This is a genomic window from Listeria cossartiae subsp. cossartiae (assembly GCF_014224155.1).
Lineage (GTDB): Bacteria > Bacillota > Bacilli > Lactobacillales > Listeriaceae > Listeria > Listeria cossartiae.
This window is the reverse complement of sequence record NZ_JAASUI010000001.1, coordinates 116,770-132,959: the sequence shown is the minus strand read 5'-3', so window position 1 is coordinate 132,959 and position 16,190 is coordinate 116,770. Positions and strand designations below refer to the sequence as shown.

The window sequence follows — 16,190 nt, the reverse complement described above, 5'->3', positions numbered from 1 at the left end:
CGATTGTTGTAATAGTTGGATGTTAATCTTCTAATTCGACGTTATGATATACTTTTTGCACGTCTTCTAGATCTTCTAAAGCATCAATTAGTTTCTCGAATTTTTCTAAATCCTCACCAGATAATTGAATATCATTTTGAGGGATCATTTCGATTTCAGCTACTGTGAACTCTTCAATTCCAGCCGCTTTCAAGCCTTCTTGTACTTTGTGGAAATCTTCTGGTTCTGCATAAATAATCGCTTGGCCATCTTCGTCTAAAATGTCACGAACATCAATATCCGCTTCCATTAAAAGTTCTAATAGCTCGTCCGCGTCTTTTCCTTCAACACCAAAAATGGCTGTATTATCAAACATATAAGCAACTGAACCACTTACGCCCATGTTACCACCATTTTTGCTATAAGCTGCGCGAACATCAGATGCCGTACGATTCACATTATTTGTCAGTGCGTCTACGATAATCATTGAACCATTTGGACCAAAGCCTTCATAGCGCAGTTCTGAATACGTTTCATCGCCAGTGCCTTTCGCTTTTTCGATTGCGCGATCAATAATATGTTTTGGCACATTGTATGTTTTTGCACGTTCAATAACAAAACGTAATTTTTGGTTGGAATGTGGATCTGGGTCGCCTGATTTAGCCGCTACATATATTTCAATTCCAAATTTCGCATAGATACGACTATTTGTTTTATCTTTTGACGCTTTTTTCTCTTTAATATTTGCCCATTTACGGCCCATATTACCACTCGCTTTCTAATTGGAGTTTTCTCGTGTCTCTGTACTATTATAAGTGTAGGAAACGAATTTGTTAAGTGGAAATTTAGTTATATTCGTTAAAAGTGGATAGTTGTGGCATTTTTTAGGCTGAAAAGTTGATTTAAAAAGAAGTATGGAATGAATTCGCCTGATTTTCTTAATTCGTTTAGTTCTTCCTCGCTCACAAAACGGGCGTCGGCAACTTCTTCTTTTTGTAAAGTTAAGTCACTAAGTTCCACGTCTTTCGTAATAAACCAATAATCGTCAAATCCTGCTTCAAAATGGTAACTGAATTTGGCGCGAGTGTTACTTAAATCAATTGAAATACCTAGTTCTTCTTGCACTTCTCTTTCAGCAGCTTGCCGGCTAGTTTCGCCTTTTATCGCAGATCCGGCCGCAGAAAGATCCCAATAATTCGGCCAACCTTCTTTATCTTTTTGGCGTTTTTGGATTAAAAGTTGCCCTTTTTCGTTAAAAATACATACGTGAATGACTAAATGAAGCTCTCCGGGCGCTAGTTTTTCACCGCGTATATGCGTTTTCCCGGTTAATTCACGATTTTCATTTAGCAAATCCCATTCTTCCACTAAAATCGGCTCCCTCTAATCATTGACTTGCTTTCATTATACAAAAAAAGTCTAAGGCTCGCGAACCTTAGACTAAAGTAGTTTTTCTCCAAAAATTTCTCCGGGAGCAAGTCCGCCTTGGCAAGCAAACATCGCGCTGCCAATTGGGACGGTATATTCGTTTAATTTATCCATTTTCCCCATGATACTTAACATTGGTAGAAATTGTTTGGCCGGGTTTTGGGTGAAGCAGATGAATAGTAATCCCGCATCAATCGTTCCCGTGCTTTTATCCATGCCGTTTGTATATGAATAAGCGCGGCGGTGCATTTGTTGCTTCGTGTCTTTGGCTAGGCGTACGTGAGAATCAGCTGGTAATTTGCTTGGATCAACTTTATCGTGTTCATGTTTTTTGTGATACGGGGCGCCGGATGCTTTTTTTCGACCAAAAGTGTCTTCCTGGTCAAGCAAAGAGGAGCGGTCCCAGATTTCGATGAGCATTTGGATTTTGCGATAGCCGAGGTAGCTGCCGTTTCGCATCCATTCCGGTTCGTTATTTTCCGCCCAAACGACCTCTTTGTAGCCTTTGTTTGAGTCATGGTCAACGTTTGCCGTTCCATCTTTAAAGCCAAATAGATTGCGTGGCGTCTCGTTTTTTGGCGCACTGAGGAAACCTTCTTCAATCCAGCGAACTACAGCGACGCCGCTCGCTAACCGAATGAAATTACGAATCCCGTGGAAAGCGACTTGTTGGTCATCGGCGCACACTTGGATGCATAAATCGCCGTCAGAATAGGCTTCATCCAAGCTATCATGCGCCATATGGGGAATTTTTTCCAGATACTTCGGCTTTTTCGCCTTGACTCCGAACCGATCTTTACCATCTTTTTCAAAAAAAGTCGGGCCATAACCAAGCGTTACAGTGAAGTTAGAAATGCCTAGTCCATCCGCTTCTCCAGTGTCGTTCGGCGGTAACATATCATTATCCACATCTCGCAAAATCCCGCCACTCGCCGTCAAATCAGCAAATTTCGTCCATTTTACAAACAAGTCTTGCAAAATTTGCCGCGATTCGGTTTGAATATCAAAGCTGGCGATGTAACAATAAGTTTGCTGCGCAGTAATAATTCCCGCTTGATTCGTCGCATAAAATGGCACGCCCGTCTCCGCTTTTTCTTTCGGAGTGAGCGCCTTATCCACATGGTCCACCACATTTAAAATCGTGCCAAGACCGGTTGCCCCAACAGCAATCCCGGTCCCAGCTACAGCAGAAAGTTTCAGCATTTCGCGCCGAGTCATTCCTTTATTTTCCTTGGCTTCTGTCTTTTCCGTCTGATTTTCGCTCTTCTTATCTGTCATCGTTTTCCTTCCTATGCTTAGAAAATTTTCCCTGTTTGCGCCATTAATTCGGAAAGATGGCTCAATTGGTCACTGATTTCGCGAATTTGGTCTTTCGTTAATGTTGTGTAAAGTACGAATGAGTCGCCGTTTTTGTAATTCGCTAATGTGTCTTCCATTTTGTTGAAAGCTGCATCAATTTGGTCAGCTAATTTTTTGTCTTGTGCATTTAAAGCTGGGATGATTGCTTGGTAAACTACTTTCGAACCTTCGACATTCGCATTTAAATCATCTAAATCAGTGTGCGAGTATGCTTCTTCTTCCCCAGTAATTTTAGTCGTTGCGGCTTCATTTAGTAATTCCATCGCACCTGCGACCATTGGTTTTGGCTCTAGTTTCAAGTTTTTCACTTCTGCTTGAAGTGCCTTCGCATCTGTTAAAAGTTTATCCGCGTAAACATCCATGCCTTCAAGCGATTTCTTTTCCCAAAGTGCGCGTTCAATGACGTGGAAACCAGTCCAGTCCGCTTCGTTTTCCACATCGTTAATCCGAGCATCGATTTTTGGATCTAAGTCGCCAAAACTTTCGGCAATCGGCTCAATGCGTTCGTAATTCAAGCGTGGTGAAACATAAGTAGCTTTTGCTTTTTCGATATCACCCGATTTGACAGCATTTGTGAAAATTTCAGTTTGAGCAACGAATTCATCGACTTGATCCGTTACGTATTTAGAATAGTTATCTACCGCTTTATCCAGCACTTCAGAAGTTTTCGCTTTGGTTTCTTTGGCTTTCTCAAGTGTATCTAACGCCCCGTCAAGTCCAGTCGCGTTGTCATTTAATGTGCCAAAATTGGGATTGTCATTTTTTGATTCATAGAAAATCGGCGTTTCATATTTTTCGACATCCGTGTACTGTAATGGATACAAGTCGCGGACGTTGTTTTCAAATTCTAACCAATGTTTATGTAAATCTGCCGCACTCGATTGAAGTGCGCTCTTGTCTTTGTCCGCAATGGCTTTTTTCACATTTTCCAAATTGGTTTTCATTTCTTTTACTTCTTTTTTGACCGCGTTTGCTTGCTTACTTTCTTTCGTTGTTTCCTTTTTCGTGTCCGCCTTATCCGCCGTCCCCGTCCCGCTACACCCAACAATCAATACCGCTGTAAAAATGGTCAACATAACAATAATAAATTTTTTCATGATTTGCCCCCTTGTGCCAATTCCTTTTTAGAATCAGCTCTTTTTTTAATTTGTTGTTTCATTAAGATCGCTACTCCAAAAATAACAAGTAATAGTTGTGGTAAAAAGCTATACCATGATGGGTAAATGCTTAGCGCCGGAATGGATGGCAAGTAATCTTCTACCGATGTCGGAATGACTCCCGCCAGTTGCAAACTATGAATTCCTGATCCCATAAATTTAAAGCAAAGATAAAACACAATCGCGCTCGAAATCATAAAGAATGGCTTTACAGGAATGTGCACGCTATATCGTAACATCACAAAGGCGATAATTAGCAATACGCCAAGCCCAGCCAAAATCCCCATCAACAATTCAAAATTCGACATCCGTCCAACCATACCGATTAAGAAAATAACCGTTTCTAAACCTTCCCTCAAAATCGCTAAAAACGCTAAAAATGCAAAAGAAATCATTTTCCCATTCGAAAGTGCTTGATTGCTCTTTCCTTCCATGTAATTATTCCAACGAGTAATATCCGAATTTCGATGCAGCCAGTAACTAACATAAAGCATCATAATACTCGCAATCAGCCCCGCCCAACCGTTTATCAAATTGTTATTATCTCCAAAAGCAAGCGCCGATAGCCAAAACGCCACGACCATGCCAAGCGCCAAACTAACCACCAAACCAGCTGCCGTTCCGCCAATAATCCATCTTTTCGCCGCGCGCGTCTTCGTTCTTTTTGTATACGTGAGGAGCGTTGCAATAATTAAAAGTGCCTCCAGTCCTTCGCGAAACGGGATTAACGCAGCATCGAACCACGTGTAAGTTACATCTGCAAAAGGTTTCAACTCATCCGTCATCCCGTCCAGAACATCCGCTGTTTTAGCTTGTTTCGCAGGATCATTAATATAAGCGTCGAGTAGCATTAAATCGCGCTCGGTATTGTCGTAAGCCGCTTGCGATTGACTGACCACATCACCTTCCACCGCGAGCCACTCTGTTTTTAAATCTTGAATTTCTGTCGCCGCTTTTGCCCATTCTTTCTCATCTATCAGCTTTTTCGTAGCGGTCAGTTTAGCAATGTAGCTTGATAAAGTAATATTAGTTTTCCCATCATTATCCGTATATGTACCGTCTTGATAGGTTTTGAGCAAATTGTTCAGCGTAGTAATCCCATCCATCGTTTGCTGTTTATCATTATTTAAAATTCCAAGTGATACTTCCGCAACTTGCCGGTCAATCTGTCCAGCTAGGTCATACGATTTTTCTTTGACAGCCTGCTTATTTTGCGACCACCATAATTTATCTTCTTGAAACAAGTCCTTTGCTTTATCATAATCAGCAGCTTCCACCGCCGCTTCCGTTTGCTGCAGCGCTTTTACAGGTTTATCGATAGTTGGCTTTTCAGCAGCAATCACATTACTAAAACCAATAGTCAAAACTACCGCAAAAACGCCTAATAGTAATGCAACTCGCCCTAAAAGCTTTGGAGCCATATGCCAATCGTCCTCCTTTTCTAATTGATAATGATTATCATTATCATATTCTTTGTGTTCGAAAAAGTCAATAAATTTTTTTACAGTTGAAAGTAAACAAAAACGCCGATAATCACATCGAAGTTCCTTTTAAAACTATAATTTTAGGAAATGATTCTGTATGGAATCAAGCTCATTTAACAGCATTTTGTTCGATGAAGTGATTGTTAAAAATGTGACTGGAAAAACAGATTGACATCCGCTAACTTTCGATTTAGAATTGATTGATAATGATTATCATTTTCAATAAAAGAATGGAGGAAATCGATATGATCGGACCAGGAAGTATCGCTTTAATTGTCGGAGCTGCACTTGTGATTTTCGGACCAAAAAAACTGCCAGAACTTGGTAGAGCTGCCGGAGATACCCTTCGCGAATTCAAAAATGCAACCAAAGGCATGATGGATGACTCCAAAGAAGAAACCAAAAAAGAAGATCCACGCCCGTGACTGAAGTTTCCATGAGCCTCACTGGACACCTGAAAGAACTGCGAACCAGATTATTAATCATCCTATTATCCTTTTTTCTGGCTTTCTTCGTGGGGCTTTTCGTTTCCAAGCCGTTAATTTTATTTCTCCAAAAAGATGATCTGCCAAAAGAAGTGATTTTGCACGTTTTCAAAGTCACGGATGCTTTTCAAATTTATATCGAAATGGCGTTTGTTATCGGACTTGTCTTAGTATTTCCTGTTATTTTATATCAATTATGGGCCTTCGTGAAACCGGGCCTACATGTAGCCGAACAACGAATTACCTTGCGCTATATTCCGATTACTTTTTTGCTTTTTTTGTTCGGTGTCGTTTTTTCTTATTTAATCACTTTCCCATTTATTTTAAAATTCATGTTCCAATTCGCGGCCGAACTTGGTGTTGAAACGACGATTGGCCTCGCGACTTATTTTCAATTTTTACTCCAAATCGTGCTTTCTTTCGGCGTGTTATTCGAGCTTCCGATGGTGATTATGCTGCTGACGAGATTGTCGCTAATAACACCAAACGGCATGCGCCGCTCACGAAAATATGCTTATTTTTGCTTATTGATTATCGCCGCATTCATCTCCCCACCAGAAATTTTATCGCATTTGATGATTACCGTACCGCTGATTGGGCTGTATGAGATTAGTATTGTCGTGTCCCGGCTTACGGTTCGGCGAATGAATAAGGAAATGAACGCGAAAAAGATGCCTTGAGATTTCAGGGCATCTTTTGTTTATTATAATTATTTAATATTACCAAACTTATTTTGATAATATTCCTCTCTATTTTCATCTCTATACTTTATCCACCTATTTTTCCTGAAAAGTAAATGTACGCCAATAGTATTACCTAAAAAAACTATCCAAAATACTCGCCAAAAATTAAGGTCTTCTGCAAAGATTGAAGTTAACAAGATAATCAATATAGCTACTTTCGCTATACTAAACAATACATTGATTACATTTTTTGGCCGCAATTTCAAATACCAAAGTTCATATCCAAATATTGAGTAAAAGGTAAGTTCAGTCGAAATATCTTGAATTCGTGCTTTATTTTTAGTTGTTTCTTTTTCTTTTTTTAATTCTAATTTTAACCAAAAAGCAATTCTATCTCTAACCGATTTCACGCTCGTATCAGCAGCTTTGATTAAGTATCTATAAGCCATAGGATATTTTTTTAAATCAAAATAGATGAAACCTAACAACTTATTTTTATCTACATGGTAAATGATGTCATCAAAAAACTCATTCTCTTTAGGAACCGAGAAATACGTGTCCAACAGAGCATATTCTAAATCATCCAGATTAATTGGATTTTTCATTTTTTGATTAAGAAACAATCGGTACATGCGAGCTGTTGGGTTTTCTGGATTTTTTTCAATAAATTGATTGATTCTCTTTAAAATTGTTGCTTGATTAAGTTTTCCTGTACTACTAATAATATCTATCAGTTCAAGATCTGGATCGCTAGCAAAAATGATTTTTGCTCGTTTAATGTGACTTTCTATACCACGCCGCTCTAAACAAGTATAAGCAGCATAGCGCGTCATAATAAACGTATTCCGCGCGTCTTCATCCAAGTTTTCCAAGGCCTCAAAAGAAAATGGCGGAAGGTTCTTCGCATTACGTAACTTTATGGCGAGCCTCTCATTAAAGCTATTTAAAACTATTTCATCCAAATTATATATTTCAAAAGCTAATTTAATTATCTCTTTTGGAAGAAACATTGCATTTTCAGCTATAAAATTTGCTAAATACGCCTTATTACTATCATATCCATCCATACTAAACGAGCTATCTGTTTGGAGTAAATCACGCCAAACTTCAATATTTATCCTCTCACTAAAGTTCGCAAAAACAACATTCAATTGTTCCATAAAAGAAGGCTCTCTCTCTTCTAGCTCTAGTGGTTCAAGTTGCCACTCTAGTTTTTCCACAATTTCCTCACGCGAATTATATCCATCCTCATTTTCCGCAAATACTATCGGTTCGAAATCGTCTATATCCCAATCAGATTCTTGATATTTTAAAGCTATATCAAAGGACTCTTTTAATTTTTGAAAAGCCACTGGGTCGTCATCAGGATGTGTATATTTGAGTGCTTTGGCATAAGCACGCTTGATTGCACGTTTGTCTGTTGTCTTTTCTATTTTTAGTATCTCCCAAACCGTCAATCCCAGTTCACTCCTTCAAATTTATCTAGTTGTTGTCTAAGCTTCTCACATTGAACCTCTATTTTCTTCTCATCTTGTGTTTCAACTACCTGTTCAAACTCAGCGATTAAGAATTCTACAAATCTTCGTCTTTCACCTAAAGACATTTGATATATTCTATCTGCTCTTGCAAGTAAAAGTCGGTTTTCAGAGCGATCACGCGGATGTATTTTAAGATGACTTAATTTTTCTAATTGTTCTTCCAACTCTTTTTTTGACATTGACCCCGGATTATTTTGAATAATTAGCTGCTTTACTTCTCCTGTAGCTACTGTTTTTACTAATACTTCAAGAATTCCATTTTTATCATAGGTAAAGCGCACTTCCATTTTAGATCCTGCTTTAGTTTCTGGAGGTAGTGACACTAGTAATTCTCCAAGTTTAAGATTATCTTTAACGTTTCTACTTTCTCCTTGATACACTCCAAATTCTATATGAGATTGATTATCCGAAATCGTATAGTAATTCTCCACACGGCTTACTGGTATCGTTGTATTCCGCTCAATAATTGGCGAAAAAATACCTTCTTGATATCTGTTAGGGCCAATCTCCTTTACTATTTCCGTGCCGAGCGTATGTGCACATACATCTGTCAGCACAAACTCTTCCAGCGACTCGTGGCGTTCTTTTAATGCCGCTTGAACTGCAGCACCAAGCCCCACTGTTTCATCAGGATTGATGTGCATAAAAGGAATTTTACCTAAAAATTTACTTGTAAAACTTTTAATAATCGGCATTTTTGTAGCCCCGCCGATAAGTACTACTTGTTCAATATCAACCGGTTTTAAATCGGCATCTTTTAAAGATTGAATGATTGGTTCGCGTAATTTTAAAATTAATGGTTGGCTAATGATCTCAAATTGATTTTCTGTGATTGTATAATTTATTTCATTTAACGTTATTTCACCTGTTTTCGCGTGACAAACAGACTTCTTCGCATCTTCTGCTTGTTTATAAAGTGATGCAAAGTCTTCCGCAGACAAATTATCTTTTTTCAAGTCGTTTTTACTCAAAAAATCTTCAATAATAACACTTGTAAAATCTTCGCCTCCCAAATAATTATTCCCGCCAATCGCAATGACTTGCATGACACCATCGAACATTTCCAAAATCGAAACATCAAAAGTACCTCCACCAATATCAATTACCATCAAAGTTGTATCATTTTGTTCGTGGATTCCATAAGCAATTGCAGCCGCGGTTGGCTCGCTAATTAATCTTTCTACTTTCAATCCAGCTAAAAAGGCCGCATCAATCGTTGCTTTTCGTTGTGAATTATTAAAATAGGCAGGCACACTAATAACTGCTTCCGTGCAAGTCTCACCCAAAAATTTCTCTGCATCTGCTTTTAAAGATTTTAAAACAAAACTAGATAAATCCGTGGCAGAAAAAGCTTGCTTACCCAAGTAATATTTCTTTTCTGTGCCCATAAATCTTTTAAAAACTGCCGCTGTTTTGTCCGGGTGTGAAGTTAGGCGTTCTTTAGCAATTTTTCCAATTAAAAACTCTCCGTTATCATCTATACCAACTACAGATGGCGTTAACACCTCTCCAAAAACGTTTGGTATCAATACAGCTTTGTCCTCTTTCCAATATGCCACTAAACTATTCGATGTTCCTAAGTCTATCCCTAATGTTGTCATTCTGCGTCCTCCCGTTGCAAGTATCTTTTATTTCTATATAACTCTACTTATCTAACTAAGTATAGCAAGAATCAAGTTAAAAATGAGATGCGTTTCAAAAGTTCATTGAATTGTCACAAAATGAGTTTTTTTTGCCGAAATAAGTTGTTCTATTACACAAAAAAAGCCCGCAAGATTTCTCCCGCGGGCACTCTATCATTACTTACAACGCTCGACACCTTTTTCCAAAATCTCCATTTGTAGCAACGTTTCTTCATCCGTCACTTGTTTTGGTTTGCCATTAATAATCGCTTCATACAAATCGTCATACACGCGGCCATAATCGCCAACCTCAGAGATTACTTTCTCCTCGTGCCAAACTCCTGCATCATCCACATACGTAAGCGTGCCGTAATGTTCTGGTAAATCAATTCCAAAGTCCGGATTGCTTGGCATGTAAAATAGTTTTAAATGTTCTTCTTGGCGGTCTTTTGTTTCTTTTGTAAAGGTTCCTTTTTTGCCGTATAGCACGAAGCTTGGACGGGCTTTTATGCGGAAATAGCTGGATTTGACGGAAACTTTTGTTACGCCATAATATAAATCAAGGTCGAAATAGTCGTTCATTCGTCCTTCGCCGAGCAATTGACGGACGTCGTAATGAATGTGGTCCGGTTTGCCGAAGTAAGATAATACTTGGTCGATTGTGTGGCAGCCGTGGCCGTATAAGTAGCTGTCGTAAAATTTAAATTCATGAACCGATTCTGGGATTTCTGGACGGAAATAGTCATAATGCATTTCCACTTCCAAAAGTTCGCCCAATTTCCCGCTTTCAATTACTTTTTGCGCTGTAAGGAAATCAGAATCGAAACGACGGTTTTGGTAGCATTGAACAAGTAAATTGCGTTCTTTAGCAAGCTCAAAAATTTCTTTTGCTTCGTCGTAAGTCATCATAAATGGTTTTTCAACAAGTACGTTTTTGCCATTTTCTAATACCATTTTGGCATATTCGTAATGAGAACTTTGTGTTGTAGATATAGTAATTAATTGAATTTCTGGGTCTTTTAATAGCTCATCTAAATCTGTTGTATAGTGGACACCTTCAATTTTATCCCATGTAGCTGTTTTGGGATTGCGGTTATAAATCGTCTTCACTTCAATGTTATCCCGCTCCAAAATAAACGGTAAATGATATCTATTCGTACTTTTTCCGTTACCGATAAAACCCATTTTCAACATATTATTTCCTCCTTATTTTAACAAACTAACCGCTTTCGCTATGGTAGCTTGTACAGGTACTTCATACCGAGGGCAAATCCATCATATTCGATCATAATTTCATTCCTCACTTCTCCATAGTACTACATTCCCGCTGCTTTTAGCCACTAAAAAACTTGCTAAAACGTCTATTTAAAGCGTCTTAGCAAGTTTTGAGGTTCTGTTAATCACGGTTACTATTGGTTAAGAAATTTTTATTGCGCTTTAACAAATTCAGCTGATTTGTCGCCAGCTTGACGTCCGAAAATAATGATCTCAGCGACAGAGTTTCCGCCAATACGGTTTTCCCCGTGCAAGCCACCTGTTACTTCTCCCGCAGCAAATAGGCCAGTGATTGGTTTACCGTCTTTGTCTAAAACTTCTGTATTTGTATTGATTTTTACGCCACCCATTGTGTAATGAATTCCTGGGCCGATTTTGATTGCGTAATATGGCGCTTTAGATAAGTCATTATCCATTGCAGTTGTTCTACCGAATGCTTCGTCTTTTTTGTTTTTCACGCTTGTGTTCCAAGTATCTACAGTTTTTGCTAGATTTTCTTTGGAAACATTGATTTTGCCAGCTAATTCATCAATTGTTTTACCTTCTTCAACAAAGCCCATTTCTTCGTATTGCGCGATCGCTTTTACGCGTTCTTTAACGCCTGCATCGAAAATAAGGTACGCTGTTTTTTCTGGTAATTTGTTAATAGAAGCTGTTACGTTATCACGTGTGTCTAACTCATTGCCAAAACGGTTACCTTGCGCTGAAACTAAAATGGCACCTTCACCACGAACAGCTTCACCGATAAGGTAAGATTTATCTTGTTGAACAGTTGGGTGAACTTGGATTTGGTCCATATCCACTGTAGTTCCACCAAGTTTTTCAATCATTTTAATACCGTCGCCAGTACTTCCTTCTTGGTTCGTTGTTACATAGCCTTTTAAGTCAGGGCGTTCTTTTTCAATCATATCTTTATTAGCTCCGTAGCCGCCAGTTGTGACAACTACTGCGTTAGAACTAATTGTTTTTTCGTCTTTATTGTTTAATTTCACTTTCACACCAGTTACTTTGCCGTCTTTTTGCGTAATTTCTTGTACGTCAGCATTAACGAAAACTGGGATTTTTTGTTCTTGAACATTTTTTAGTAAACCGTCTACTAAGTATTTACCAACAGCTGAACCATCTTCCGGACGATGCGTACGTTTTTCGCTCATTCCGCCTGTAATAGTTAAGTTGTTTAATTTAATGTCCATAGAATCCAACCAGTCAATCGCGCTGGCGGAATTGTCTACGAAAAAACGAAGCATTGCTTTATCGTTTGTTCCGTGACCACCTTTTAATGTTTCTTCGTAAAATTTGTCATTGCTATCGTTAATTCCTTGTTCTTTTTGGAATTTAGTTTCAGAGGCATTCATACCAGAAGAGGCTTTCATCGTGTTTCCGCCTGCTAGTGGCATTTTTTCAAGGATTACTGGGTTCATCCCTTTCGCTTTTGCTTCAAGTGCTGCTGACATCCCTGCGCCGCCCGCACCAACAATAACGATATCGTATTTATCTTTTAATTCAGATGGATCTGTGTAGCTAGTTTTTGATGCTCCCGATGTTACTTCTGTTTTCTCTTTTTCTTTAGTCGTGTCGCTTTTACTTGAGTTGTTACTGCCACAACCTGCAATGATAAGTGCAAGCGATAGTAGCATGATGAGTGTTGTAGCTAACCTTTTTTTCATTTTCGTACCTCCACTTTTTTGAAAAATTTTCCCTAATCCAATAGTTTGTGATTATATTAACATATTATAGCACTAATTGAGATATCTTTACAGGGCATCAGCGGAATTTTCCAAAGTAAGAAAAAAAGCAATTTACAGACTTTTTTACAAAGATGTAAATGTTTTCTATAATTACTCCTCATTATTTCGACTAAGTGATATAATAACAACATCAAATATTAAAGGAGTTTCGCCATATGACGATAAAAAAGTACGAACCGCTTAATCTCTATACCAATTTCAAAAAAGCTGCCGAACGCTATCCAGAAATGCCAATCCATTTTGATGAAGAGCTAGTAACTTTTCCTGAATTAGGCCTTCATACAACGTACAAAAAATGCGAAGAAGCTATCATCCAAAAAGCTGCTCATCTACATAAATTCGGTGTTCGCAAAGAAGAAAAAGTAATCGTGTATAAATCTGCCAAATTTGATTCCTATATTTTAGCAGTTGCGATTTCTTATCTTGGAGCTGTACCAATCATGGTTTCTCCGCATCTTCCAGCGTCTACTATTGATATTTTTGTTAATCGACTAGACCAACCTTGGTTACTTTTTGATTCCGAAACTTCCGAGAAAAGTCACCAATTAAACAATTTGCCAGATGCTAGATTGATCAATGCTGAACAATTGTTTAAAGCGCCACTTGATGGCTACACTTGTGAACAAGAAGAATTGCCAAAAGATATGATTGCCTACATGACACACACTTCCGGAACAACGGGTGTACCAAAATTAATTGCCCACTCCGCGAATTCGATGGGCTGGAGAACGAAATACCAACGACGCATCCTTAATTTCATCAAACCTAGAGGACTTGTAGCTTTCCATATTTCACCAGTACATTCTCGCTTTAACATCGGCGTATCTTCCTTGATGTCACTTGGTTTCCCGCTACTACCAATTGCGAACCCATCCAAAGCAAATGTCGAAAAAGTACTGCGCGAATATAAACCATACGTGCTTGAAACGCATCCAAACCATTTTGTTCAATGGGCATCTCTTGCTCGCGAAAAACCAGACGTATTCCAAAGCATCAAATTTTATCATTCTACTTTTGACGCAATTAACAAAGAAACAATGGCGGTTTTCCTTCGTACGTCTGAATATAAAAAACCACTTTTCTTACAAATTTATGGTCAAAGTGAGTGTGGCCCAATGATTCTACGCGGTCATACATTGCAATCTATCGAAACGTTAAATGCTCGTGATATGGGAATCGGCGTACCGGGCTTAACAGAAGTTCGAATCGTCGACCAAGACGGAAACCCTGTTCCAGCTGGCGTTAGCGGCAATATCCAAATGCTCTCCAAAGGTCGCGCGCTTACTTATTACAAAGAAGAAGCTCGTTTTGAAGAAAATGTATACGGACCTTGGTGGGACAGCGGCGACTACGGTATGAAAGATGAGCAAGGCCGCCTGTTCCTGCAAGATCGTCAAGTCGATTTAGTGGAAACAATTGATAGCACACTTGCGATTGAAGATAAACTGCTTGATACGCTTACTTTCCTAGATGAAGTTGTCATCATCCGCGGCGAAAACGGCAGCCCGCAACCAATTATCGCTGTTCATAATGACGGCGAAATGAACTGGGACGCTTGGTGGAAAGCTGTTTCCGACTTACCACATATGAACGAACCAATGGTAATGAAATACGACGAAATCCCTCGTACTGCAACAATGAAAGTACAACGTTTACAGATGGAACGAGAATTGAAGAAATAACTTTTGAAAAAGGCAACTGCTTTGTTATGCAGTTGCCTTTTTGCTTTATTTTCTTCGTAGTGTTAGTAAGGAGGTTACCGTAATAATTGCGCCAATCAGCGATATTGGTAACCATCCGCTATCACCAGTTCCAGGAAGTTTCTCATTGCTTAACTGCCGATTTCCGACACTTGGCTCGCTATTACTCACCTGTTCATTTCCGCCCGTTCCCGAGCTAGCCCCGCCTTGACTCGCATCCTTACTAAACTGCGCGTATAAAGTAACATCATGCGCTGGCATTTTACTCGATGCAAAGTCCCATTGATTGCCTCCAGTTTTAGCATCATACCACCCTGTAAACGTGTAACCAGCTTTTTTCGGTGTTGCCGGTTCTTGTATCAGGCCTTGATACTCAACCATTTGCGTAGAAATCGCATTGTCTACTTTTAAAGTTGCCTTGTAGCTATTAATCGTAAATTGCGCATATAAAGTTAGATTATTCGCCGGCATTTTATCCGTTGCAAAGTTCCATTGATTGCCCCCGGTTTGCGCGTCATACCAACCTGTAAACGTATAGCCTTCTTTCGTTGGTGTTGCCGGTTCCGCTATAAGTGTCCCCGCTTCCACACGCATACTCGTTTCCGCCCCATCAATATCAAAAATAGCCATAAAATACTGCATTAGTGGCTGTTCAACGGTGCCACTAAAAGTATTCGTCGCATTTCCAACCGTATCCAACTCATTAAAAGCATAACTCACCTTATCAATAAAACTCGGCAATGTCCAAGTGATATTCGGATAATTAGTCACCCCATTATCGCTAATATTCTTTGGATCAATCGCTTGTCCCGCAATATTTTTTACCGTAATAGGCACCGTTAATGGCGTCTCAAAATCCAGCGGTTCATTCACAATTTGCTGACTTTCCATTTGAATAGTAGACAATTTTGTCAAACTATTTAGGGGTTGAATATCACTAATTTTATTTAGACTAATATTCAACCATTCTAAATTACCTAGACCTGCTAGCGCACTAACATCCGTAATTTGATTAATCGCCAAAAAAAGACTGGTGAGACTCGTCAAATTAGCAAGTGGTGCCAGATTTTCAATTTGATTCCCCGTCAACTCGAGCCATACTAATTTATTCAAATTCGCAAGCGGACCAAGATCACTCACTTGATTATTCGTCAAAGAAAAAGAACTTAGATTCGCTACATAATTCATCCCTTCTAATGAGTGAATCCCTTTTGCCGTAACATCTAAGCTCGTTATTGTATCTAATTCCGTTTGCGTAACCGTATCCGCCGTGCTGGATTTCCCTAACACATTTTGAATCTCTTTCGCCAAAGCTTCATCTGGAAAAATCTGATCAATCGCAGCAGGTGGTACAGCGGCCGCCTGTACATTTATCTTAAAAAACATACTCGCCCCAACAATCAATAGTGATAAAATGACATACAAAAACAGTTTCCCCTTGTATTTCATCTTGCTCCTCCTGACAAAAAAAGTTTATTAATAGTTAATTCCCTTTTTTGGCAGGTGAAAAACTTGGGTGATTTTCCTTGCTTTACTCAGCATCTTTAAGTTTAGATAGATCAGCAATTAGTGGTTTCCCATCTCTATCCAAAAGCGGTGACAGCCCGCCAGCATAACCGACCAAATGGTATACATATTGTACGCCTGTTTCTTTATCAACCCAAATTTCCATGATATTGAGTTTTCCTTGTGTGTATATTTTTTCGAATCTTTCTTCCATTAGTTTTTGCCT

General features: G+C 39.0%; 14 protein-coding genes. 3 read left to right on the top strand and 11 right to left on the bottom strand.

Annotated features, from left to right (window positions below):
- Window positions 1-22: 22 nt before the first annotated feature.
- The 5 genes from HCJ30_RS00605 to HCJ30_RS00585 form a co-directional block, all read right to left on the bottom strand.
- Window positions 23-742 carry a YebC/PmpR family DNA-binding transcriptional regulator gene (locus tag HCJ30_RS00605; RefSeq protein ID WP_003723220.1) on the bottom strand — a complete coding sequence of 240 codons (720 nt, stop codon included), beginning with the start codon at window positions 740-742 and terminating at the stop codon, window positions 23-25.
- 95 nt (window positions 743-837) lie between these two features.
- Entirely contained in the window at window positions 838-1,347 is a 510-nt protein-coding gene (locus HCJ30_RS00600; RefSeq protein WP_185390558.1) for an NUDIX hydrolase, read from the bottom strand.
- Window positions 1,348-1,419: 72 nt separating this feature from the next.
- Window positions 1,420-2,685 carry an iron uptake transporter deferrochelatase/peroxidase subunit gene (gene efeB / locus HCJ30_RS00595; RefSeq protein ID WP_185390557.1) on the bottom strand — a complete coding sequence of 422 codons (1,266 nt, stop codon included), beginning with the start codon at window positions 2,683-2,685 and terminating at the stop codon, window positions 1,420-1,422.
- 17 nt (window positions 2,686-2,702) lie between these two features.
- Window positions 2,703-3,863, bottom strand: coding sequence for an iron uptake system protein EfeO (gene efeO, locus HCJ30_RS00590; protein WP_185390556.1), 1,161 nt, complete (start codon window positions 3,861-3,863; stop codon window positions 2,703-2,705).
- Window positions 3,860-5,344 (bottom strand): FTR1 family iron permease, encoded by a 1,485-nt coding sequence (locus tag HCJ30_RS00585; RefSeq protein ID WP_185390555.1) that lies wholly within the window; start codon window positions 5,342-5,344, stop codon window positions 3,860-3,862. The genes efeO and HCJ30_RS00585 overlap by 4 nt, the downstream gene beginning before the upstream one ends.
- A gap of 308 nt (window positions 5,345-5,652) precedes the next feature.
- Here HCJ30_RS00585 and tatA point away from each other — a divergent pair, with 308 nt between their 5' ends.
- A complete protein-coding gene (gene tatA / locus HCJ30_RS00580; protein ID WP_003723213.1) occupies window positions 5,653-5,832 on the top strand; it encodes a Sec-independent protein translocase subunit TatA in 180 nt (59 codons plus the stop codon).
- Window positions 5,829-6,572 (top strand): twin-arginine translocase subunit TatC, encoded by a 744-nt coding sequence (gene tatC, locus HCJ30_RS00575; protein WP_185390554.1) that lies wholly within the window; start codon window positions 5,829-5,831, stop codon window positions 6,570-6,572. Before tatA ends, tatC begins: the two co-directional genes overlap by 4 nt.
- A 29-nt stretch (window positions 6,573-6,601) precedes the next feature.
- Here tatC and HCJ30_RS00570 read toward each other — a convergent pair whose 3' ends face one another.
- From HCJ30_RS00570 to HCJ30_RS00555, 4 genes are all read right to left on the bottom strand, one after another.
- A complete protein-coding gene (locus tag HCJ30_RS00570) occupies window positions 6,602-8,032 on the bottom strand; it encodes a molecular chaperone DnaJ (protein ID WP_185390553.1) in 1,431 nt (476 codons plus the stop codon).
- The gene (locus HCJ30_RS00565) at window positions 8,029-9,714 is read right to left on the bottom strand and encodes a molecular chaperone HscC (protein WP_185390552.1); all 1,686 of its coding nucleotides are present in this window, start codon (window positions 9,712-9,714) and stop codon (window positions 8,029-8,031) included. The genes HCJ30_RS00570 and HCJ30_RS00565 overlap by 4 nt, the downstream gene beginning before the upstream one ends.
- A 198-nt stretch (window positions 9,715-9,912) precedes the next feature.
- Window positions 9,913-10,929: an oxidoreductase gene (locus HCJ30_RS00560; protein WP_185390551.1), complete on the bottom strand. Its 1,017-nt coding sequence runs from the start codon at window positions 10,927-10,929 to the stop codon at window positions 9,913-9,915.
- Window positions 10,930-11,162: 233 nt separating this feature from the next.
- Window positions 11,163-12,677: a flavocytochrome c gene (locus tag HCJ30_RS00555; protein WP_185390550.1), complete on the bottom strand. Its 1,515-nt coding sequence runs from the start codon at window positions 12,675-12,677 to the stop codon at window positions 11,163-11,165.
- 236 nt (window positions 12,678-12,913) lie between these two features.
- On the opposite strand from HCJ30_RS00555, the gene HCJ30_RS00550 reads away from it, so the two are divergent.
- Complete coding sequence (locus HCJ30_RS00550) at window positions 12,914-14,440, top strand: class I adenylate-forming enzyme family protein (protein ID WP_185390549.1); 1,527 nt, start codon at window positions 12,914-12,916, stop codon at window positions 14,438-14,440.
- A gap of 45 nt (window positions 14,441-14,485) precedes the next feature.
- Here HCJ30_RS00550 and HCJ30_RS00545 read toward each other — a convergent pair whose 3' ends face one another.
- Window positions 14,486-15,907: an InlB B-repeat-containing protein gene (locus HCJ30_RS00545; protein WP_185390548.1), complete on the bottom strand. Its 1,422-nt coding sequence runs from the start codon at window positions 15,905-15,907 to the stop codon at window positions 14,486-14,488.
- A gap of 82 nt (window positions 15,908-15,989) precedes the next feature.
- Window positions 15,990-16,178: a DUF6440 family protein gene (locus HCJ30_RS00540; protein ID WP_185390547.1), complete on the bottom strand. Its 189-nt coding sequence runs from the start codon at window positions 16,176-16,178 to the stop codon at window positions 15,990-15,992.
- Between the last annotated feature and the right edge of the window lie 12 nt (window positions 16,179-16,190).